24 protein-coding genes are annotated in these 19,401 nt (G+C 73.1%); 12 read left to right on the top strand and 12 right to left on the bottom strand.

Annotated elements, in window-relative coordinates:
- Positions 1-55 precede the first annotated feature (55 nt).
- Both ITJ54_RS18285 and ITJ54_RS08590 read left to right on the top strand, forming a co-directional pair.
- Positions 56-790, top strand: coding sequence for a FadR/GntR family transcriptional regulator (locus ITJ54_RS18285; protein WP_194627271.1), 735 nt, complete (start codon positions 56-58; stop codon positions 788-790).
- A gap of 217 nt (positions 791-1,007) precedes the next feature.
- A complete protein-coding gene (locus ITJ54_RS08590) occupies positions 1,008-1,769 on the top strand; it encodes a glycoside hydrolase family 16 protein (RefSeq protein WP_194627269.1) in 762 nt (253 codons plus the stop codon).
- 131 nt (positions 1,770-1,900) lie between these two features.
- On the opposite strand, the gene ITJ54_RS08585 is transcribed toward ITJ54_RS08590, so the two are convergent.
- Positions 1,901-2,374 carry an SRPBCC family protein gene (locus ITJ54_RS08585; RefSeq protein ID WP_194627267.1) on the bottom strand — a complete coding sequence of 158 codons (474 nt, stop codon included), beginning with the start codon at positions 2,372-2,374 and terminating at the stop codon, positions 1,901-1,903.
- Between the two features lie 37 nt (positions 2,375-2,411).
- Between ITJ54_RS08585 and ITJ54_RS08580 the strand changes: the two genes are divergently transcribed.
- From ITJ54_RS08580 to epsC, 4 genes are all read left to right on the top strand, one after another.
- Positions 2,412-3,464, top strand: a complete 1,053-nt coding sequence (locus ITJ54_RS08580) for a YeiH family protein (protein ID WP_323741645.1) — start codon at positions 2,412-2,414, stop codon at positions 3,462-3,464.
- A gap of 19 nt (positions 3,465-3,483) precedes the next feature.
- Positions 3,484-4,512: a dipeptidase gene (locus tag ITJ54_RS08575; protein WP_194627263.1), complete on the top strand. Its 1,029-nt coding sequence runs from the start codon at positions 3,484-3,486 to the stop codon at positions 4,510-4,512.
- 119 nt (positions 4,513-4,631) lie between these two features.
- On the top strand, positions 4,632-5,570 hold the full coding sequence (gene cysK, locus ITJ54_RS08570) for a cysteine synthase A (protein WP_194627261.1): 939 nt from the start codon (positions 4,632-4,634) through the stop codon (positions 5,568-5,570).
- Entirely contained in the window at positions 5,567-6,148 is a 582-nt protein-coding gene (epsC, locus tag ITJ54_RS08565; protein ID WP_194627259.1) for a serine O-acetyltransferase EpsC, read from the top strand. Before cysK ends, epsC begins: the two co-directional genes overlap by 4 nt.
- A 36-nt stretch (positions 6,149-6,184) precedes the next feature.
- Here the strand turns inward: epsC and ITJ54_RS08560 are convergent, their stop codons facing one another.
- Complete coding sequence (locus ITJ54_RS08560) at positions 6,185-6,544, bottom strand: excalibur calcium-binding domain-containing protein (protein WP_228508753.1); 360 nt, start codon at positions 6,542-6,544, stop codon at positions 6,185-6,187.
- Positions 6,545-6,600: 56 nt separating this feature from the next.
- On the opposite strand from ITJ54_RS08560, the gene ITJ54_RS08555 reads away from it, so the two are divergent.
- Positions 6,601-7,017: an MmcQ/YjbR family DNA-binding protein gene (locus ITJ54_RS08555; RefSeq protein ID WP_194627257.1), complete on the top strand. Its 417-nt coding sequence runs from the start codon at positions 6,601-6,603 to the stop codon at positions 7,015-7,017.
- Between the two features lie 730 nt (positions 7,018-7,747).
- On the opposite strand, the gene ITJ54_RS08550 is transcribed toward ITJ54_RS08555, so the two are convergent.
- The gene (locus ITJ54_RS08550; protein WP_194627256.1) at positions 7,748-8,395 is read right to left on the bottom strand and encodes an MOSC domain-containing protein; all 648 of its coding nucleotides are present in this window, start codon (positions 8,393-8,395) and stop codon (positions 7,748-7,750) included.
- Between the two features lie 132 nt (positions 8,396-8,527).
- On the opposite strand from ITJ54_RS08550, the gene ITJ54_RS08545 reads away from it, so the two are divergent.
- The 4 genes from ITJ54_RS08545 to ITJ54_RS08530 are packed head-to-tail and all read left to right on the top strand — an operon-like array spanning position 8,528 to position 10,619.
- Complete coding sequence (locus ITJ54_RS08545) at positions 8,528-8,956, top strand: Asp23/Gls24 family envelope stress response protein (RefSeq protein ID WP_194627255.1); 429 nt, start codon at positions 8,528-8,530, stop codon at positions 8,954-8,956.
- A gap of 45 nt (positions 8,957-9,001) precedes the next feature.
- Positions 9,002-9,568: an RNA polymerase sigma factor gene (locus ITJ54_RS08540; RefSeq protein ID WP_194627254.1), complete on the top strand. Its 567-nt coding sequence runs from the start codon at positions 9,002-9,004 to the stop codon at positions 9,566-9,568.
- On the top strand, positions 9,565-10,254 hold the full coding sequence (locus tag ITJ54_RS08535) for a hypothetical protein (protein ID WP_194627253.1): 690 nt from the start codon (positions 9,565-9,567) through the stop codon (positions 10,252-10,254). The genes ITJ54_RS08540 and ITJ54_RS08535 overlap by 4 nt, the downstream gene beginning before the upstream one ends.
- The gene (locus ITJ54_RS08530) at positions 10,251-10,619 is read left to right on the top strand and encodes a hypothetical protein (protein ID WP_194627252.1); all 369 of its coding nucleotides are present in this window, start codon (positions 10,251-10,253) and stop codon (positions 10,617-10,619) included. The genes ITJ54_RS08535 and ITJ54_RS08530 overlap by 4 nt, the downstream gene beginning before the upstream one ends.
- Positions 10,620-10,689: 70 nt before the next feature.
- Here the strand turns inward: ITJ54_RS08530 and ITJ54_RS08525 are convergent, their stop codons facing one another.
- From ITJ54_RS08525 to ITJ54_RS08485, 9 genes are all read right to left on the bottom strand, one after another.
- Positions 10,690-11,565 carry a 3-hydroxyacyl-CoA dehydrogenase gene (locus ITJ54_RS08525; protein ID WP_194627251.1) on the bottom strand — a complete coding sequence of 292 codons (876 nt, stop codon included), beginning with the start codon at positions 11,563-11,565 and terminating at the stop codon, positions 10,690-10,692.
- On the bottom strand, positions 11,562-12,731 hold the full coding sequence (locus ITJ54_RS08520) for a low temperature requirement protein A (protein ID WP_323741644.1): 1,170 nt from the start codon (positions 12,729-12,731) through the stop codon (positions 11,562-11,564). Before ITJ54_RS08520 ends, ITJ54_RS08525 begins: the two co-directional genes overlap by 4 nt.
- Before the next feature lie 85 nt (positions 12,732-12,816).
- A complete protein-coding gene (locus ITJ54_RS17885; protein ID WP_228508751.1) occupies positions 12,817-13,707 on the bottom strand; it encodes a hypothetical protein in 891 nt (296 codons plus the stop codon).
- Between the two features lie 235 nt (positions 13,708-13,942).
- The gene (locus ITJ54_RS08510) at positions 13,943-14,404 is read right to left on the bottom strand and encodes a MarR family winged helix-turn-helix transcriptional regulator (protein ID WP_194627250.1); all 462 of its coding nucleotides are present in this window, start codon (positions 14,402-14,404) and stop codon (positions 13,943-13,945) included.
- Between the two features lie 182 nt (positions 14,405-14,586).
- Positions 14,587-15,237, bottom strand: a complete 651-nt coding sequence (locus tag ITJ54_RS08505; protein WP_194627249.1) for a GntR family transcriptional regulator — start codon at positions 15,235-15,237, stop codon at positions 14,587-14,589.
- Between the two features lie 105 nt (positions 15,238-15,342).
- Positions 15,343-15,789, bottom strand: a complete 447-nt coding sequence (locus ITJ54_RS08500) for a DUF1810 domain-containing protein (RefSeq protein ID WP_194627247.1) — start codon at positions 15,787-15,789, stop codon at positions 15,343-15,345.
- Complete coding sequence (locus ITJ54_RS08495; protein WP_194627245.1) at positions 15,786-16,622, bottom strand: DUF2071 domain-containing protein; 837 nt, start codon at positions 16,620-16,622, stop codon at positions 15,786-15,788. The genes ITJ54_RS08500 and ITJ54_RS08495 overlap by 4 nt, the downstream gene beginning before the upstream one ends.
- Positions 16,619-17,020 (bottom strand): hypothetical protein, encoded by a 402-nt coding sequence (locus tag ITJ54_RS08490; RefSeq protein ID WP_194627243.1) that lies wholly within the window; start codon positions 17,018-17,020, stop codon positions 16,619-16,621. Before ITJ54_RS08490 ends, ITJ54_RS08495 begins: the two co-directional genes overlap by 4 nt.
- A gap of 92 nt (positions 17,021-17,112) precedes the next feature.
- Entirely contained in the window at positions 17,113-18,414 is a 1,302-nt protein-coding gene (locus tag ITJ54_RS08485; RefSeq protein ID WP_194627241.1) for a bifunctional phosphopantothenoylcysteine decarboxylase/phosphopantothenate synthase, read from the bottom strand.
- 123 nt (positions 18,415-18,537) lie between these two features.
- Here ITJ54_RS08485 and ITJ54_RS08480 point away from each other — a divergent pair, with 123 nt between their 5' ends.
- Positions 18,538-19,353: an NRDE family protein gene (locus tag ITJ54_RS08480; RefSeq protein ID WP_194627239.1), complete on the top strand. Its 816-nt coding sequence runs from the start codon at positions 18,538-18,540 to the stop codon at positions 19,351-19,353.
- Positions 19,354-19,401: the final 48 nt, after the last annotated feature.

Here is a 19,401-nt window from a genome sequence, read left to right as displayed (position 1 = left end):
CTTTTCTCCTCGTTTAACGTGGTCGTAACAGGGCAACGCGGTGGGAAGGGGTCTCGTGACGGTTCGCGCGCCGGAGACCCGTGTCGACGAGGTCGAGGACCGGCTCGTCACCGCCGTCGCCGTGGGGGAGTACCTGCCCGGCACGGGGCTGCCGCCGGAACGGGAACTGGCCACGCTGCTCGGCGTCGCCCGGGTCACCGTGCGCGGTGCCATCGCCCGGCTGGTCGACCGCGGACTGCTCGAGACCCGACGCGGTCGTGGCGGTGGGACCTTCGTCCGGACGCAGTGGCCGGACTCCTCGTCCGAGGCGGTCGGCCGCGTCCTGCTCGCCCGCTGGGCCGGCATTCAGGACAGCGCCGACGCCATCGCCCTGCTGCACGGGGCCCTCGCGACCGCCGCTGCCGAGCGGGTCACGCCGACCGAGGCCACAGCGATCCGGCGGTGCCTCGAGACCTTCCGCGTCGCGGCGTCCGGCGCCGGGAAGCAGCAGGCGGACGCCGTGCTGCACCGCGCGATCATCGAGGCGGCCCGCAACGAGGCGCTGCGCGCGGCGCTCGCCGGCCTCGAGGCCCAGATCTCGATCGCCGCTCCTGCCCACCTGTGGGGCACCGCGGACGGGATGAGCGCGATGGAGGAGCGGGCCATGCACGAGCACGAGGCCCTCGTCGACGCCGTGTGCGACGGACGTGCCGCAGACGCCGGGGTGATCGCGCGGAAGCACGTCGGGATCGACGTCGAACTCCTGCAGCAGGCGATGCTCCGCGCGGGACAGGTGCCGACCCAGGACTGACCGGCGGCGCCGGGGGAGCAGCGTGTTCCGGATGACCTGTGCATGCCATGGGATCCGCGGTGGTACAAGCACCCTCTACTGGGGGCACGGAGGCCCTGTCAACCCCGTTCCGCCGGCCGATCGTGCCACGTAACATCCACGGCGAGCGGCTGAGAGGCGGTCGCTCGGACACCCCTCGGGACAGGGATGTCCTGGTCACATCAGGGAGTGACAACGCATGCAGAAACGCACCACCAAGCGCGCTGTGCTCGTCGCAGCACTCATCTCCGCGACGCTCGTCGCGATGCCGGTCCAGGCACAGGCGGCGACGTCGACGGCACCGGTCAACGCACCCGTCGGCAACATCGGGAAGTTCCGCCAGGTCTTCACGCAGGACTTCGCCACCGCCGCGGCGGCGAACGGCACGATGGCGAAGACGTACGCGAACTCGTGGCAGCCGTACCCGGACGCCACGGGCAACATGTACTGGTCCGGGTCGCAGGTCAGCACGGCGGGCGGCGTGATGGATGTCAAGCTCGACGGCAAGCGGGGCGCAGCAGGGACCTTCGGCACGCCGAGCGGCGCCTGGGGCAACGTCGGCGGCAAGTTCACCGTCCGGGCGCGGGCCACGGGTGGCACCGGGAACGGTGCCGCGTTCATACTCTGGCCGACGTCGAACGTGTGGTCGGAGGGCGAGATCGACTACCCCGAGGCGAACTTCGAGTCCTCGCCGATGCTCCACCAGCACTCGACCAAGAAGGGTTCGGAAGGCAGCTCGACGAGCCTGTCCACCAAGGTGTCGTGGCGCGACTGGCACACCTACTCGATCGAGTGGATCCCCGGTGACCGGGTGACGTACCTGCTCGACAACAAGGTCATCAGCGTCGTGAAGCGGGACGTGCCGAAGACGCCGCACCGCTACATGTTCCAGGTGGGCAACTGGGGCGCGGCCGGGCACCTCTACATCGACTACGTGACGATGTACAAGTACGTGGCCTGACTCGGATCGCGCGGGTCGGATCGCGCGGGTCCGATCGCGCGGGTCCGATCGTGCGGGTCCGATCGTGCTCAGCGGGTCGGAACGCGCGTGGGAGGTCAGAACTTCTGACCCCCCACGCGCGTTCTCGCTTCCTACGCGCGATCGGACCCGCGCGTCGCGGCGAGCTCGGCGGCCAGCGAGCGGTTCCGCTCCTCGATCAGCCGCACCAGGTGGCGCCGGAGCACCAGGACCTCGGCGATCCTCCCGAGCGGCCCGAGCGGCGCGCGGAACTCGATGGTGTCGACCATCCGCGTCCCGCGAGCCGACGGCTCGAACCGGTGCTCGTGCCGGAACCGGGCGAACGGACCACGCACCTGTTCGTCGACGAACCGGTGGGGAGCCTCCAGGGTCGTGATCTGGCTGGTCATCCGCCAGACGACACCGAGGTGCCGGGCCCGCCACGTGACGGACTCGCCGAGCCCGATCGTGCCGGTGGTCGTGCCCGCGACCGCACGCTCGCCGGTGGCGGCCATCGACCGCTCGTGGGCGCCGATGTCGAGCGACAACGCGAAGGCCCGCTCCGGCGGCGCAGCGAGCTCGGTCTCGATGCGGAAGGTCACAGCCATGGTCCGATCCTGGCCGAGCAGGCGGCAGGATGGTGCAGTGTCCGCCATCACGACCGCCAGGAGGCTCGCCCCCGGTCTCGCACTCGCCACCGGGATCGCCGTGGTCGCCACCGTCATCGGTCGCTTCCTGCCCGTCGTCGGCGCACCGGTGAGCGGGGTGGTGCTCGGCGCGGTGATCGGGCTCGTCCGGCGGCCGTCCGACGTGCTGAAGCCCGGCATCACGACCGCGAGCAAGTTCGTGCTCCAGCTCGCCGTTGTGCTGCTCGGTGCGCAGCTGTCGCTCCTCGAGGTCGCGCGCGTCGGCGTCGAGTCGCTGCCCGTGATGCTCGGCACGCTCGTCATCTGCCTGGTGGCCGCGTGGCTGGTCGGACGGGCGCTCGGTGTGGTCGGCAACCTGCGGACGCTCATCGGGGTCGGCACGGGGATCTGCGGGGCGTCGGCGATCGCCGCGGTCACGCCGGTCATCGGGGCGCTCTCGGTCGAGGTCGCCTACGCCGTCTCCACGATCTTCCTGTTCAACGTCGCTGCGGTGATCGTCTTCCCGGTCGTCGGGCACGCCCTCGGGATGAGCCAGCACGCGTTCGGGCTGTTCGCCGGCACCGCGGTGAACGACACGTCGTCGGTGGTGGCCGCCGCCAGCACGTACGGCACGCAGGCGGCGAACTTCGCCGTCGTCGTGAAGCTCGTCCGGACGCTCATGATCATCCCGATCGTGCTCGGGCTCGCGTGGCTGGTCGGTCGTCGGGAGCAGGCCGCCGCCGCGGTGGCCGCGTCGGACGCCGGTGCCGAGCCGACGTCCGCCGTCCGATGGACGCCCCGCCGGGTGTTCCGCCTGGTCCCGTGGTTCCTCATCGGCTTCGTCATCACCGCGGCGGTCAACTCCACCGGCGTCATCCCGGGGCCGGTGCACCCGGCGATCGCCACGGTCGCCGCGTTCCTCATCACGGTGGCGCTCAGCGCGATCGGGCTGTCCACCGACATCGCCGGCTTCCGTCGCGCCGGGTTCCGGCCGCTCGTGCTCGGGCTGGTGCTGTGGGTCGTCGTGACGCTGTCGAGCCTCGGGCTGATGGCGGTCACTGGGTCGTTCTGACGGGTTGTACCGTCGGGGCATGACCTCTCCCTTCCCGGTGATCGACGGCCACAACGACCTGCCCTGGGAGCGCCGCGAGTCGCACGGCTCCGGGCTCGACGGCATCGACACCGAGCAGGACTCCCTGCACACCGACCTGCCGAAGCTGCGGGCCGGCGGTGTCGTCGGGCAGTTCTGGTCGGTGTTCGTACCCGCGGACGACCCCGACCCCGTGCGGACGACCCTGCAGCAGGTCGACCTCGTGCACCGGATGGTCGATCGGTACCCGGACGACCTCGCCCTCGCCAGGACCGACGGCGAGGTCAGGGCCGCGATCGACTCTGGGCGGATCGCCTCGCTGCTCGGCGCCGAGGGCGGGCACTCGATCGGCGACGACCTGGCGGTGCTCCGCACCCTCGCGCGGCTCGGCGTCCGGTACATGACTCTGACGCACAACGACGACACACCATGGGCCGACTCGGCCACGGGAGCCCGGGCGCACGGCGGGCTGACGGACCGCGGTCGCGAGGTCGTCGTGGAGATGGAGCGCATCGGCATGCTCGTCGACCTGTCCCACACCGCCCCGGCCACGATGCGCGACACCCTCGACGTCGCCACCCGCCCGGTCGTGTTCAGCCACTCGTCCACGGTCGCGATCGACGACCACCCGCGGAACGTCCCCGACGACGTGCTCGGTCGCCTGGCTGACAACGGCGGCGTCGTGATGCTGACGTTCGTGCCGAAGTTCGTCTCGCGCGCCTGGGCCGACTGGGAGGAAGCGGGCTCCGAAGGGGAGGGGCCGCTCGTCACGGTGTCGGACGTCGCCGACCACGTCGAGCACGCGCGCGAGGTCGCCGGCGCAGCGCACATCGGCCTCGGCGGGGACTACGACGGCACCCCGGTGCTGCCGCCGGACCTGCGCGACGTGTCGCGGTACCCGGTGCTCGCCGCCGAGCTCGAGCGCCGAGGGTGGGGCGCGGCGGACCTCGAGGCGCTGGCGAGCGGCAACGTGCTCCGCGTGCTCGAGGCCACCGACGACCGCTTCGCCCGCACGGCGCTCGTGCGCTGAACCGATCTCCGCCGAGCACTCGAGGAACATGGCCACGTCGGGTCCGGTGGCTAGGATCACAGGCGCACACCGCGCCTCCAGGATGGGTCGCGGACGCGACCGACGTGAGGACGGAACCGATGACCGGCACCATCTACGACAACATCTCGCAGGCCTTCGGGAACACCCCGCTCGTGCGGCTGAACCGGCTGCCGGCCGAGGGCGGCGCCGAGATCCTCGCGAAGCTCGAGTTCTACAACCCGGGTGCCAGCGTGAAGGACCGCCTCGGCGTCGCGATCATCGACGCGGCCGAGGAGTCCGGTGACCTGGAGCCGGGCGGCACGATCGTCGAGGGCTCGTCGGGCAACACCGGCATCGCGCTCGCACTGGTCGGCGCTGCACGCGGGTACAACGTGATCGTGACGATGCCCGAGACCATGAGCGTCGAGCGCCGGGCCGTGATGCGCGCGTACGGCGCCGAGATCGTCCTGACCCCGGGCTCCGAGGGCATGCAGGGCGCCGTCGCCAGGGCTGCTGCCATCGTCGACGAGACACCCGGCGCGATCCTGGCGCACCAGTTCGAGACCGCCGCGAACGCCGCCATCCACCGTCGGACCACGGCGGAGGAGATCCTCCGCGACACCGAGGAGCACGTGGACGTGTTCATCGCGGGCGTCGGGACCGGCGGCACCATCACCGGTGTCGGTCAGGTGCTCAAGGAACGTGTGCCCGGCGTGCAGATCGTCGCCGTGGAGCCCGCGGACTCGCCGCTCCTGACGCAGGGCAAGGCCGGCCCGCACAAGATCGCGGGCATCGGGGCGAACTTCGTCCCCGAGGTGCTCGACCGCTCCGTGATCGACGAGGTGTTCGACGTCGAGCTCGACGACGCCCTGCGCGTGGCCCGCGCCCTGGCCACCGACGAGGGCATCCTCGCCGGCATCTCCTCGGGCGCGATCATCCACGCAGCCCTGGTGATCGCGGCGCGGCCAGAGAACGCCGGCAAGCGCATCGTCGCGATCGTCTGCGACACCGGTGAGCGCTACCTGTCGACCGTGCTGTTCGAGGGGCTCACTGCGTGACCCGAGCTCGACGAGGCGTACTGCGTGCTGTCCGGGAGGACCTCGCCGCAGCACGCCGAGGTGACCCGGCAGCGCGCGGTGACCTCGAGAACGCCGTGGTCTACTCCGGGCTGCACGCGATCTGGGCGTACCGATTGTCGCACCGGCTGTGGCTGGCGCAGGGGCTGCCCGGCTCCCGCTTCGCCGCGCGCATCATCGCGCAGACGGCCCGCGTGCTCACCGGCATCGAGATCCACCCCGGGGCACGCATCGGCGAGCGGTTCTTCATCGACCACGGCATGGGCGTCGTCATCGGCGAGACCGCCGTCGTCGGACACGACGTGCTGATGTTCCACGGCGTCACGCTCGGCGGCCGCGGCGGTGCCCACGGCCCGGGCGCGAAGCGGCACCCGACCGTGGGGGACCGGGTGGTGCTCGGCGCCGGGTCGTCCCTGATCGGTGCGATCACGGTCGGGGACGACTCGGTCGTCGGGGCGGGCACGGTCGTCACGAAGGACGTCCCCGCTGGGTCGGTCGTCACCGGGGTCGCCGGCACTGCCCGGCCGCGCTCGGGCGGCGAGGGCGTGCCGGCACTCTGACCAGGACGATGCCGGGGCTCGACCCCGGCACCGGTGTCAGCTCTTCTCGCAGGCGATGCCGTCGTTGTCGCGGTCGGACTTCTTGTTCGCGTTGTAGAGCGCGTCGTCCTTCTTCACGGTGCCCTTGAGCGCCCGGTAGGTGACCTTGCCGCCGGACTTGACCGCGTTCCTGGTCACCGACTTCTTCGCGATGCCACCGGAGTAGACCTTGTTGATCGCGGTGCAGTCCTTGTAGACGGTCGGTGCTGCCTGGGCCGTCGCTGCTCCGCCGAGCGACACGGTGGTCGCCAGGACGGCTGCGGCGGCGGACAGGCCGATGGTGCGGATGACACGGTTGGTGCGCACGGATTCCCCCGGGAGGTCGATGCCACGTCGGGTACGCGGCATGCTGATCATAGGGATTCCTCAGGAAATGGGGAAGGGATGTCGTGTGTCTGCGGCATGCTGGCGGGATGGACGGGGAAGCCCTGCACGAGGTCGCGCTGCGGACGGCACTGGCGCTGCCCGCGACCGAGGAGACCCAGCCCTTCGGCGAGGGCGCGATCGTCGTCAAGGTCGTCGGGAAGATGTTCGTCATGACGACCGAGCTGCGGGGCGTCCCGATCGTGAACCTCAAGTGCGCACCACCGCACGGCGCCGCGCTGGTCCGCGACCTCGCCGAGGTCACGCCGGGGTGGCACATGGACAAGCGCCACTGGATCACGCTGTCCCCGGGGCCGGGCATCGACGAGGTCCTGGTGGAGGACCTCGTCGCGAACGCCTGGGACCTCGTCGTGGCGGGGCTCCCGCGTGCTCGACGGCCGCTCGACCCGACGCGCGGCGACGGCACGCAGCCGACCGAACGGGCAGCCGGACCGTCGACTCCGTGACGTAGGCGTCGCGGAAGGTCTGGTGCCGGGGGTGCCGGTTCGCGCCCCGGTGCGGGCATCGCGCCCAGTCGTGACGGGGCGCGAAGTCCGCGGGCGGGCGCGACGCGGTCCTGACCGCGACGGGTGGGCGCGACTCCGCGCCGGCCTGGAGGGTCGGTGCCGGTCCGCCGGGCCCGTGCCGGGCCTCCAGGCGGTTCGGTCCGGATCTGCACCGCGGAAGTCGGTTCGCGCCGCCTCTGCGCGTGGTTCGATCCGGCACCGGTGGTGCGGTGCCGGTTCTCGCCCCGGTGCGCGCTTCGCGCCCTGTCGTGACGGGGCGCGATGTCCGCGGGTGGGCGCGACTCCGCGCCGGCCTGGGGGCCGGTGCCGGTCCGCAGTGCGCGTGCCGGGCTTCCCGGTGGTGTGGCGCCGGTTCGCGCCCCGGTGCGCGCTTCGCGCCCTGCCGTGACGGGGCGCGATGTCCGCGGGCGGGCGCGACTCTCCGCCGGCCTGGAGGACCGGTGCCGGTCCGCCGGGCCCGTGCCGGGCCTCCAGGCGGGTCGGTCCGGATCTGCACAACAGAAGTCGGCTCGCGCCGCTTCGGTACGTGGTTCGAGCCGGTACCGGTGGTGCGGCGCCGGTTCGCGCCCCGGTGCGCGCTGCGCGCCCCGTCGTGCCGGGGCGCGGTGTCCGCGGGCGGGCGCGATGTCCGCGTGCGCGGACGCGCCGCCAGCCCGTCCGACCCGCGGTCCTAGACGGCGGCGCGGACGCGCCCCGGCGCCAGCGCCTTGCGGGCCTCGCGCTCGACCTTCGGTGCGACCGGCCGGTCGACGTCGAGCACGGCCTGCGCCTGCTCTGGCGTGAGCCCCGCGAACATGTCGCCGATGGTGACGCCGTGCGCCGGCCGCTCGACGACCGTGACCGAGTCGCCCGCAGCGACCGGTCCCGACTTCAGCACGCGGAGGTACGCGCCGGGGCGGCCCTCCTCGGCGAACCGCTTCACCCACTTCGCGACGCCCATCCGGCGGGCGAACGTGCCACAGGGGATGCGCGGGATCGTGACCTCGAGCAGCAGGGTCTCGCCGACGCGCCAGCGTTCCCCGATGACCGCTCCGGTGACGTCGACCCCGGACGTGCGGAGGTTCTCGCCGAACAGCCCCGCGGGCACGGGGCGGTCGAGCATCGCGGCGAAGTGCTCGGCGTCCTCGTCGGCGTAGGCGTACACGGCCTGGTCCTCGCCGCCGTGGTGCTTCCGGTCGGCCTGCACGTCGGCGTGGAGCCCGAGCGGGCGGACACGGACGGGCCCGTCGACCGGACGTTTGTCGATGGCCGTGACCCCGATGACGCCGGAGTCGGGCAGCAGACGGTCCACGCGGCAGACGGCGATCACGGTCGACATGGCTCCAGCCTGCCGCATCTCGGGTCCCGGGCGGAAGCTGGCAGTTGCCTGGACCCCGTGACGATCCATCCGAGCACGCCGTCCCATACGTGAACGACGAACACCACGACCAGCGACAGAAGGAGCACGACCATGACCGACATCACCCGCGCCACGAGCAGCGCCCCCACGACCACCGCCACCGGCAAGACCGTCATCGACGACGCCGTCGTCTCCAAGGTCGCCGGCATCGCCGTGCGCGAGGTCCCGGGCGTCCACGGCCTCGGCGGCGGCGCAGCGCGTGCCATCGGTGCCATCCGCGACGCCATCGGCCAGCGCGACCACGGCCAGGGCGTCAAGGTCGAGGTCGGCGAGCACCAGGTCGCCGCCGACGTCGTCATCGTCGCCGAGTACCCCGTCGCGCTGCAGGACCTCGCCGAGGCCGTCCGCTCGTCGGTCACCCGTGCGATCGAGCAGCTCGTCGGGCTCGACGTCACCGAGGTCAACGTCACGGTGCAGGACGTCTTCATCCCGGGCGAGGACGACGCCGACACGGACGAGCAGCCGGCTCGCGTCGCCTGACACCACGCTCGGCGTTCCCCCACCAGCAACCAGTAGAAGGTAAGCGTGCAGCACCAACACCCCGGGACGGCCCTCGTCGACCTGGACGACGGCGTCCTCGCCGGTCGTTCGGCCGACGGGGACGTCCGGGCGTTCGAGGTCCTGATCCGGCGGCACGCGCCGCTGCTCCGGGCCTACGCCCGCCGCACGCTCGGCTCCACCGACGAGCTCGACGACGTCGTGCAGGAGACCTTCATCACGGCCTGGGACAAGCTCGACGCCCTCGAGGACCGCGCACACGTCAGGGCGTGGATGATGCGGATCCTCTCGCGGAAGTGCCTCGACCGCCTCCGTGCGCGTCGTGACCACGACGACGTCACGGAGCTCGAGGTCGCCGCCCCCACCGACGGCGCCCCCGAGCGGGTCGCCGAGGCCCGGGACCGGGAGCACGCGGCCGAGGTCGCGCTGGCCTCCCTGCCCGAGGCGCAGCGACGGTGCTGGGTGATGAAGGAACTCCTGGGCTACCGGTACGAGGAGATCGCCGAGGAGCTCGACGTCCCGCTCTCGACCGTCCGGGGGCTGCTGTCCCGAGCCCGGAAGAACATGATCAGCCTGATGGAGGGATGGCGATGACCGCCGGACCCGACCCCCGCGAGACGGACCCGAACGTCCTCGCAGCCCTCGAGCCCGAGGACCTCGACGGGCACTCGATCGACGAGCTCGCCGACTACCTCGACGCCGGCATGCAGCCGGCGGACCCGACCATCGACGACTCACCCGCGTGCCAGAACGCCCTCGCCGCGATCATCCGGCTGCGGAACGCCTCGCTCAGCGCACTCGAGGCGGCGGCGCAGCACGAGGCCCCTGCCGACGAGTCCTGGATCGGCGGCGTCCTGGCGAACATCTCGCTGGAGGCCCGCGCCGGCCGCGACGTCCCCCTGCGGGCGGTGTCCGAGACCGAGCGCCCCGTGATGACCGAGGGCGCGATCCGCTCCCTGGTCCGTCGCGCCGGTGACGCCGTCCCCGGCATCGTCGTCGCCCGCTGTGCCATCGACGGCGACGTCACGGTGTTCGCGGCTCCCGTGCGCGTCACGGTCGAGGTCGCGATCATCGCCGGTCCGTCCATCCACGCGACCGCGGAGCTGGTCCGCACCGGGGTGACCGCCGCGCTGGCCGAGCAGACCGACCTCGTCGTCGAGGCCGTCGACGTCGTGGTCCGCGACCTGCTGGTGGAGCCGGCCGCCGTGACCGCGGCAGCCACCGGGCGCACCCCGACGACCGACACCACCGACACCACCGCAGGGGAGGCCGACGCATGAGCGACACCGACGACACCCGTGAGACCGACACGCAGGTTCCCACCACCCCGACCGAGCCGCCCACGTGGTCGGCCACGGCGCTCACTGCGATCGAGGCCGTCGTCCTCGAGGTCCCCGGCGTCGCCGACGTCTTCCGCGCCCGCCCGACGGTGCAGAGCGCCGTCTCCGCGATCCGGGTGGGCGTGACCCCCACGGTCAGTCGCCTGGTCCTCGACGGCGCGGTGCTCCACATCGTGATCGGCACCGACGGCTTCGCGCCGGCACCGGGGGTGGCCCGCGCCGTACACGACGCCGCCCTCGAGGAGGCGGCACGACACCGTCTCGTGCTCTCCCGCGTCGACGTCCGCATCGCTCGCGTCGGCTGACGCGACCCCAGGACGGACGGGAGGCCCGTGGCGACGCCGCCACGGGCCTCCCGTCCGTCACCTGGCTGGGTCAGGAGTACCGGTAGAAGCCCTCCCCGGACTCCACGCCGTACTTCCCCTGGTCCAGGTAGTTCGTCTGCAGGTACGCGGCCCAGAGCCGAGCGCCCTCGTCGTCGCTGGCCGACGAGATCGCGTGCACCGTCCGGAGCCCGACCACGTCGATGATCTGGAACGGACCCATCGGGGCCCCGGTCCCGATGCGCCAGGTCGCGTCGACCGTCTCCGGCTCGGCGACCCCGCGGAGCACGAGCTGCGCGGCAGCGCCGAGGAGCGGGACGAGGAGCGAGTTGAGGACGTACCCGGGCTGCTCCTTGCGGACGGGGATCGGGACCATGCCGATCTCGGTCGAGAACGCGAGGACCCGGTCGAACACCTCGGGGTCGGTGCGCGGGCTGCCCATCACCTCGGCGGTGTTCTGCCGCCAGATGTGGTTCGCGAAGTGCAGCGCGAGGAACCGCTCCGGTCGACCGGTGGCGTCCGCGAGCTGGCTCGGCAGCAGGGTCGAGGAGTTCGTCGCGAAGACGGTCGACTCCGGGGCGGTCCGCGCGAGTTCGGCGTAGACGCGTTCCTTGAGGGCGAGGACCTCGGGGACGGCCTCGATGACGAGGTCCGCCTCGGCCGCGCACGTGGCGAGGTCGCTGGTGAGGGTGATGCGGGCGAGCCCGGCGTCGGCCGCGTCGCGGTGGTCGTCGCCGACGTCGGTGAGGTACTGCGTGCGGATGGTCTGCAGCCGAGCGCGTGCGGCCTCGACCGCCTGGTCGTCGACGTCGTACGCGACCACCGGGATGCCGTGCACGGCGACCTGGAACGCGATCTGCGCGCCGAGGACACCGGCGCCGACGACGGTGACGTGGATGAACGTGGTGCCGTGAGGGCTCGTGGTCATGGGTTCCTGCTTCCTGGGAGGGGGACGGTGGCGACTCCCAGCACCACCACGATCGCGGCCACCAGCAGTGCGGTCGCGACGAGCGACACTGCCGGCACGGCGATGCTCGCGACGATCGCGAGGGTGAGGACGACGACGGTGACGTTCGCGCGGAGCGTGAGCGACGGCCGGAGGGCCAGCGCCCAGACGGCAACGACGAAGACCGCCACGGGGACCGCGACGGTGGCGGCGACCGAGGCGTGCGACAGGTCCGCGTGGCCGGCGTCGGCACTGACCGCGACCTCGATCCCGGCGGGCAGGGCGGCTGCGGCGGCGAACACGACGTAGTGCCCGTAGCCGAACAGGAGCGCGCTCGGCAGGCCGCGGATGTGCTCGTGCTGCTCGCGGGAGAAGTAGATCCACCACAGCCCGGCGACGATGACGAGCCCGCCGGCCGCCAGGACCAGCAGCGGCGCCAGGTGCTCGGCGTCGTGCAGGCCGTCGATGACCGCGCTCGCGGAGGCGACGAGCCCCTCGCCGAGGACGATCAGCGTGAACAGCGAGTAGCGCTCGGCGATGTGGTGTCGGTGCCAGGGGGTGGTCGCCGTGGCGGACTCCGCCCACACCGGGACGGCCATCTCGAGCAGCACGAGCACCGGGGCGACGAACGGCATGGAGCCAGCCGGCAGGAACAGCATGGCGACCCACAGCGCCTGCACGACGACGATGCCCACGGCGTACCGCACCGCGTTGGACCGGTACGCCGGGCTGGACACGGCGGCACGGATCCACTGGGCGACGAGGGCCAGGCGCATCACCACGTACCCGATGACGACGACGGTGAAGTCGCCGTCCTGCATCGCGGGACCGACCCCGGCGGCGAGCACGAGCACGCCGGCCATCTGCACGAAGGTCGTGACGCGGTACAGCCAGTCGTCGGTGTCGAACGAGGTGGCGAACCAGGTGAAGTTGATCCACGCCCACCAGATCGAGAAGAAGACCAGCGCGTAGGACAGGACGGCCGCCGTGACGTGCCCCTCGGCCTCGATCTCGTGCAGGTTCGTCGCGGCGAAGCCCACCGCGACGACGAACACCAGGTCGAACAGCAGCTCGAGCGGGCTCGCGGCGCGGTGGTCCTCGGCGGGGTCGCGGGGTGCCATGCGGCGGAGTCCGGTCAGCGGGGGCACGGGTTCTGCTTACACGGCAACGGGCCCCGAGGGGGACTCGGGACCCGTCGACCGTGCGTGTCGCCTGGTCAGGGGCGGTGGGCGCTCAGTAGAAGTCGTTGGCCTGCGAGTGGCCCCACGCGGCGCACGGGGTGCCGTACGCGGCCGAGATGTACTGCAGCCCCCAGGTGACCTGGGTGGTGGCGTTGGTCTGCCAGTCGGCGGCGACCGTCCCCATCTTCGACCCGGGCAGGGCCTGCGGGATGCCGGTGGCACCGCCGTTCGGGTTGACCGCCCGGTAGTTCCACCCCGACTCCTTCGTCCACAGGTCGTCGAGGCACTGGAACTGGTCGGCGCCCCAGCCGAACCGTGACGCGGCGAGGGAGCTCGCGGTCGCCTTGGCACCGGCGGGGGTGTTCGCGGCCGCCTGGGCAGCTGCGGCCTTCGCGGCGGCTGCTGCTGCTGCGTCGGCCGTGGCCTTCGCGGCTGCGGCGTCCGCCCGGGCCTTCGCTGCTGCGGCCCGTGCGTCGGCGTCGCGCTTGTCCTGGTCGGCGCTCGCCTGGGCGACGTCCTGCGCGGTGTCGACGGTCGACTCGATCCGGTCGCTCAGCGCGCCACCCGAGAGCGTCGGGTAGTCGGACAACGCCGAGATGTGCCGCTCGAGCACCGTCGTGTCGGTCTTGTCGTTCGCGTCCTGCACGACCGTGCGCGCGGTGACGATGGTCGCCGCGGCCTGGGCCCGGTCGAGGGCGGTGCCGTGGAGCGCCGGCGTCGCGGAGGCGCTGATGGTCGGGACACCGAGCGCCTCACCGATGGCCGGCTGGGTGCCGACGGCGAGGGCGCCCCCTGCGATCGCGAGGACCGCGGCGCCGCTCACGGCGAGGACACCGCGCTTGCGCAGGGCTCGGCGGAACCGGCGGTTCGGGCTGTCCAGCGCCTGACGGCGGGTGGTGGGCGTGGTGGTCGTGCTCGGGGTGTGGGGGTGCTGTCCTGTCATCGTTTCCGGTGGTCAGGCGACTCCGTGCGTGCGCGCTGCGTCGTCGCGCGGGCACCGGGAGCCGGGGGAGACCGGACGGTGGTGTGGGGCCCGTCCGTCCGCCGGTGCGTGGCCGTGTGGGGTGGCCGCCGCGGTGGCGAAGCGGCAACGATGACGCGTCACCCTGAACGGACGATCCGTCGTGGGCCCTGTGGAGCCCTCTTGGACGCTCGGTAACGGTTCGGTAACGGCCGGTTCAGCGGTCGGAGCTGGCATTCTCCTGAGCGGTCCGACCCTGCGCCACGCGCTCGAGGGCGTCGAGCGCCTGGGCGATCGCGGCGACGTCCTCGGCGGGCAGTTCCTCGATGAGCTCGGCGACCAGTCCGGTGCGTCGGGAGCGGGCTTCCTCGACCGCGGCGATGCCGTCGTCGGTGGCGCTCACCATGAACGCGCGGCCGTCGGTGGGGTCGGCTTCGCGGGCGATGAACCCGCGTTGCTCGAGCTCCGTCAGGATGCGGGTCATCGTGGGCTTCGTGACCACCTCGATCCGCGACAGGTCGCCCGGACGCAGGGGTCCGTGGGCCTGGATCGTGGCGAGTGCCGAGATGATCCCGTACCCGAGCGAGGCGGAGTCGGTGCGGGCGCGGCGGTTGATCCGGCCGACCGCTCCGGCGAGGCGTGCGGCGACCTCGGTGCGGTCCGTCTGCCGAGTGCTCATGTGCTGCTCCAGGAGTGCTCGTCGGGTGGGTTCCCGCGATGCTACCGGGTGGCCGCGGCGCGCTGCTGGGAGCCGTCGACGGGGTGTCGGGCGGGCGTCGGGGACGTGCGAACCGCCCGTCACGATGGTTGGGACGGGCGGTTGCTGTGTGGACGTTCAGGTGTTCGCAGGAACGGAGGTCGTCAGCGCTTCTCGCCGGGCAGCTGGTGGATGGCCTCGGTCGCGAGTTCGGCGGCGACGTTGTCCCCGTCCGCGGTGGCGGTGCGGAGCACGCGGAAGTCCTCGGTCATCCGGTCCCAGTCGACGAGCTGGTCGAGGTTGGGGAGCCGCAGACGGAACGCCAGCCCGTCCATCGTGTCGACGCAGACGCGCTGCAGGTTCGGGTTGCCGCACTCGGACACGTAGAGCGCGAAGACCCCGAGGGCGTCGGTGTTCACGGCGGCGACGTCGTGCGACTCGAGCTCGCCGATGGTGCGGTCGAGCGCGGCCAGGATCTTCTTCCGGGACGCCGTCGTGAGTCGGGGCACCGCGAGCCGCACGACGCCGCCGAAGAGCACGCCGAGGGTCTGCATGGCCTCGATCACCTCGGACGGGTCCGGTGTCGTGACCCGCGTGTAGCGGTTCGGCGCCATCTCGATCAGACCGGCGCGGGCGAGCTGGCTCAGGGCCTCGCGGATGGGGGTGCGGGAGACGCCGAGCCAGGAGATGAGCTCGTCGTCGTTGAGTCGCTCACCCGGCTCGAGCGTGCCGTCCATGATCGCCTCGTGGATCTTCTGACGGACGGTGTCGCGGAGCAGCTGGTGCTCGGTCGGGGCGCTGGTGGGGACCGGCATGTCGTTTCCTTCGGGTCGGGTTCGTCCGGCTCGACCAGGGATCTGTGCGGACGCATCGGTCACGATACCTGATATGCGAACGGCGTTGCGATCGGATCGTGCGTGTCAGCGCCCAGGGGCCAGGAGCGCTGTCGTCCGGTCGTCCTCGGCGCCGTCCCACCAGCGGTCGAGCACCGTGCGGAAGGGTGCGGGGTCCGGTGCGACGGCGGCGAACAGCGTCATCGAGGACCGGAGCTTCAGCGCGTCGATGCCGCCCATGAGCGCCTGCACGCTCGACGCCGGCGCGGTCGCGGCAGCGTCGGTGACCTCCCGCAGCCGGGGACCGAGCACGGGGTGCGCGAGGTAGGCCCTGGCCTCGTCGCCGCCGGTGACCGCGTACCGCTCGGCGGTGGCGCTGCGCCCGAGCCCGGCGAGCTGCGGGAACACGAACCACATCCAGTGCGAGGACTTGCGGCCGCGGCGGAGCTCCGCCAGCGCGAGTTCGTGCACGCCCTCCTGCGCCCGCACGAAGCGGTCGAGGTCGAACGGGTCGCGCCCGGCTGCGTCGCTCACCGGACCACGTCTCCCCAGGCGTACCGGACCGTCGTGCCGTCGAGCACGAGCAACGAGTCCGGAGCGCGGTCGAACAGCCCCGGCAGCCCGACGGCAGCGGGCAGGTCGCCCTCGAGCCGTTCGAGCCGAGCCTGGCGCAGGACGAGCTGCGGGTGCTCGCGCTGCCAGAACACCGTCTGCGCGAGGAGCTTCGCGTGGATGCCTGCCCGCGTCGTGAGCTCGGCAGCGAGGGGGGAGTCGTCGACCTCCCCGGCCACGACACGGACGGTCGCAGCGGGACGGGGCCGTGTCGAGCCTCCGTCCCGGAGCGACCGGAGCGACCGGAGCGACCGGAGCGACCGGAGCGGCCGGAGCGACCGGAGCGGCCCGAGCAGCCGGGACCCGCCGCGCCTCCGGTCCGTGTGCCGCACCGAGCGGTACTCCAGCGTGTCCCCGCGGCGGCGACCACCCGTGCGGGAGAACGTGTACGGCACGCCGAGCAGGGCGTGGGCGGCGACGATCGCCGGCACGTTGTCCGTGTCCACTGTGCGGTAGACCACCCCGTGTCGGCCGCGGTCGTCGACGGTGAGGACCTCGATCGTCACCTCGGTCATCGACCCGAGCCGACGTGACGGCGGGAACGGCGGCACGGCGGTCTCCCGGAAGACGTAGCTGGACAGCCCGGCCCAGGCGCTGCCGTCCACGACGTCGGGACGGACGCCGCGGGGGAGCAGCGGTGCGAGTGCCTCCGGGTCGTGCCGCCAGTGCGCGAAGACGACGTCGTCCCAGGCGTGCACGGTCACCGGGCGGTGGAGCAGCGGGACCGAGGCCCGGTCCCGCGGGGAGACGATCACCGGCGTGGTGCGTGCCGGCCGACGCGCAGGGCCCAGGCGACGAGCGGAGCCTGCAGCGGCAACCGGGCCACCGCGACGAGCCGCGAGGCCCTCGTCGAGCGCGCGCTGTCGAGCAGGTCGCGCGCCATCGTCACGTTGGCGGGGAAGACCGCGACGAAGAGCGCCGCTGCGGCGAGCCCGGCGGCTCGTCGGGTGGCGGGCACCGCGAGCCCGACGGCGATGCCGAGCTCGGCGACGCCGGACGCCAGGGTCGTCGTGCGCGGCGGCAGCCCCGGCGGCACGATGCGGTCGAAGTGGCGTGGGCGGATGAAGTGCATGACACCGGCGCCGCCGAGGAGGACGGCGAGCACGGCCGCCGTCCTGGAGGCGCGTCTGGCGCGGTCGGAGCGTCGTCCCATGGCGCCCATCGTGGCCCACGGACACCGGGATGCTCCCAGAGCAACCACAGGCTGTCGTCGGCCACGGGCCACTGGCCGCGGCTGCCGTCGGCTCAGGTCAGGGCGGTGGCGACCAGGTCGAGCAGGACCGTGGCGACCTCGGCCTTCGTGCCGGCGGCCTCCCGCACCACCGCACCGCCGGGCACCAGGACCTCGACCCGGTTCTCCTCGCGCTCGAAGCCCGCCGACCAGCCGACGTGGTTCACCACGAGCAGGTCCGCCGGCTTCCTGGCGATCTTGGCGCGGCCGAGCTCGATGCGGGCGTCCCGGTCGGGTTCGGTCTCGGCGGCGAACCCCACGATCACCTGGCCGGCACGGCGGTTCGCCACGAGGTCGGCGAGCACGTCCGGGTTCCGCACCAGCTCGAGCGTCATCCGCTCGCCCTGGGCGTCCTTCTTGAGCTTCTCCTGCAGGACCTCGGCCGGCCGGTAGTCGGCGACCGCCGCGGTCATCACGACGACGTCGGCCTCGGCGGCTGCGGCGTGCACGGCCTCGGCGAGTTCGAGCGCGGAGCCGACGGGCACGATCCGAGCGTCGAGGCCGGCGGTCAGGCCCGCGTCGACGTTGGCGGACACCAGGGTCACCGAGGCGCCACGCGACGCGGCGTCGGCGGCGATCGCCACGCCCTGTCGGCCGCTCGAGCGGTTGCCGACGAAGCGCACGGGGTCGAAGGGCTCGCGGGTGCCGCCGGCGCTGACGACGACGTGGACGCCGGCCAGGTCGCCCTGCTCGCCACGGGCGCCGGTGCCGGTCGCGTCGGCCTGGAGGCTCGGCCCGCGCCCGGCGGTCCGCCGTGCGTCCGTCGTCTGGTCCAGCACCGCCAGGGCGGCCGCCGCGATGTCCTCCGGTTCCGACATCCGACCGATGCCGGCGTCGTCACCGGTGAGCGCGCCCACGACCGGCCCGACGACGTGCACGCCGCGGGCGCGCAGCGTGGCGAGGTTCGCCCGGGTGGCGGGGTGCTCCCACATCTGCGGGTGCATCGCGGGGGCGACGACGACGGGCGCCTCGGTCGCGAGCAGGGTCGTGCCGAGCAGGTCGCCGGCGAGGCCCGCGGCCATCTTCGCGAGGGAGTCGGCGGTGGCGGGCGCGACGACCACGAGGTCCGCACGGCGCCCGAGCGACACGTGCCGCACCTCGGCGACGTCCTCGAACACGCTCGTCGTGACGGGGTTCCGGCTCAGGGCCTCGAGCGTCGGCAGCCCGACGAACCGCAGGGCGCCCTCGGTCGGGACCACGTGGACGTCGTGGCCGGCCCGGACGAACTCCCGGACGACCTGCACGGCCTTGTACGCCGCGATCCCTCCGGTGATGCCGACGACGATGGTCCTGCGCTGCTCCGGTGTCCCGTTCACGACGCTCACGCTACCCGGGCGGCCCGGACGGGCGGTCGCGTCGGGCGGCTGGGCGGCAGGGTCGGACGGCCGGGTCGCGCCGCCGGGTCGGGCGGCCGGGCCCCTGGTGGCAGGATCGGTCGCATGTGCACCGTCGTCGTCCGCGTCGATCCCCGATCGGCGTGGCCCGTCACCATGCTCGCCATGCGCGACGAGTCCCCGTCCCGCCCGTGGGACCCGCCCGCCGCCTGGTGGCCCGACCGCGACCCGTCGGTCCGCGGGGTCCGTGACCGTGAGGCCGGCGGCGCCTGGCTCGCCGCGTCGGACGACCACGGTCTCGCCGTCGTGCTGAACCGGTGGGAGGACGTCCCCGCCACCGACGGCACCTGGACGACCCGCGGGGAGCTGCCGCTGGACGCCGTCGCCGACGGGGAACTGCCCGGCCACGACGGCTCGGTGCCGACCACGCGGGCGTTCAACCTGGTGCGGGCGACGGCCGCCGGCGCCGAGGTGCTGTCGTGGGACGGTGTGCGCGTCCGCACGACGGAGCTCGGGCCGGGCGTGCACATGGTCACGCACGGCGAGCCCGACGACCCCGCGGCGCCGCGCATCGGCCGGTGGCTCGAGGCCTTCCGTGCCGCACCCGCACCGGACGGCCCGCCCGAGCTGGCCCCGTTCGACGAGCTCGGCGCCGCCGATGCCCGGTCGGCCGACGGCTCGGACCCCGCGTCGGGGACGGACGACGGCTGGGGGCCGTGGTTCGGGGTCCTCGCCGCCTCGGCCGCGCTGTCGCCGGACGACCCCGACGCGATCCTCCGCGACACCGTCGAGCCCGAGGGGCACTTCGCGACGCTCTCGATCGTGGCAGCGGCCGTCGGGCCCGGGCGCACGGTGCTGCAGCACGCGCGGCTCGCCGACCCGGGCGACATCAGCGGCTCCGTCGAGCTCCACCGCGCCTGAACCCGCATGGGGACACCCGCCCGGTGCGAGGTTGCCCACCCCGTGCGG

It is taken from the genome of Curtobacterium sp. VKM Ac-2865 (assembly GCF_015350905.1).
Lineage (GTDB): Bacteria > Actinomycetota > Actinomycetes > Actinomycetales > Microbacteriaceae > Curtobacterium.
The sequence above is the reverse complement of the archived record's forward strand: the minus strand, read 5'-3'. Positions and strand labels throughout refer to the sequence as shown.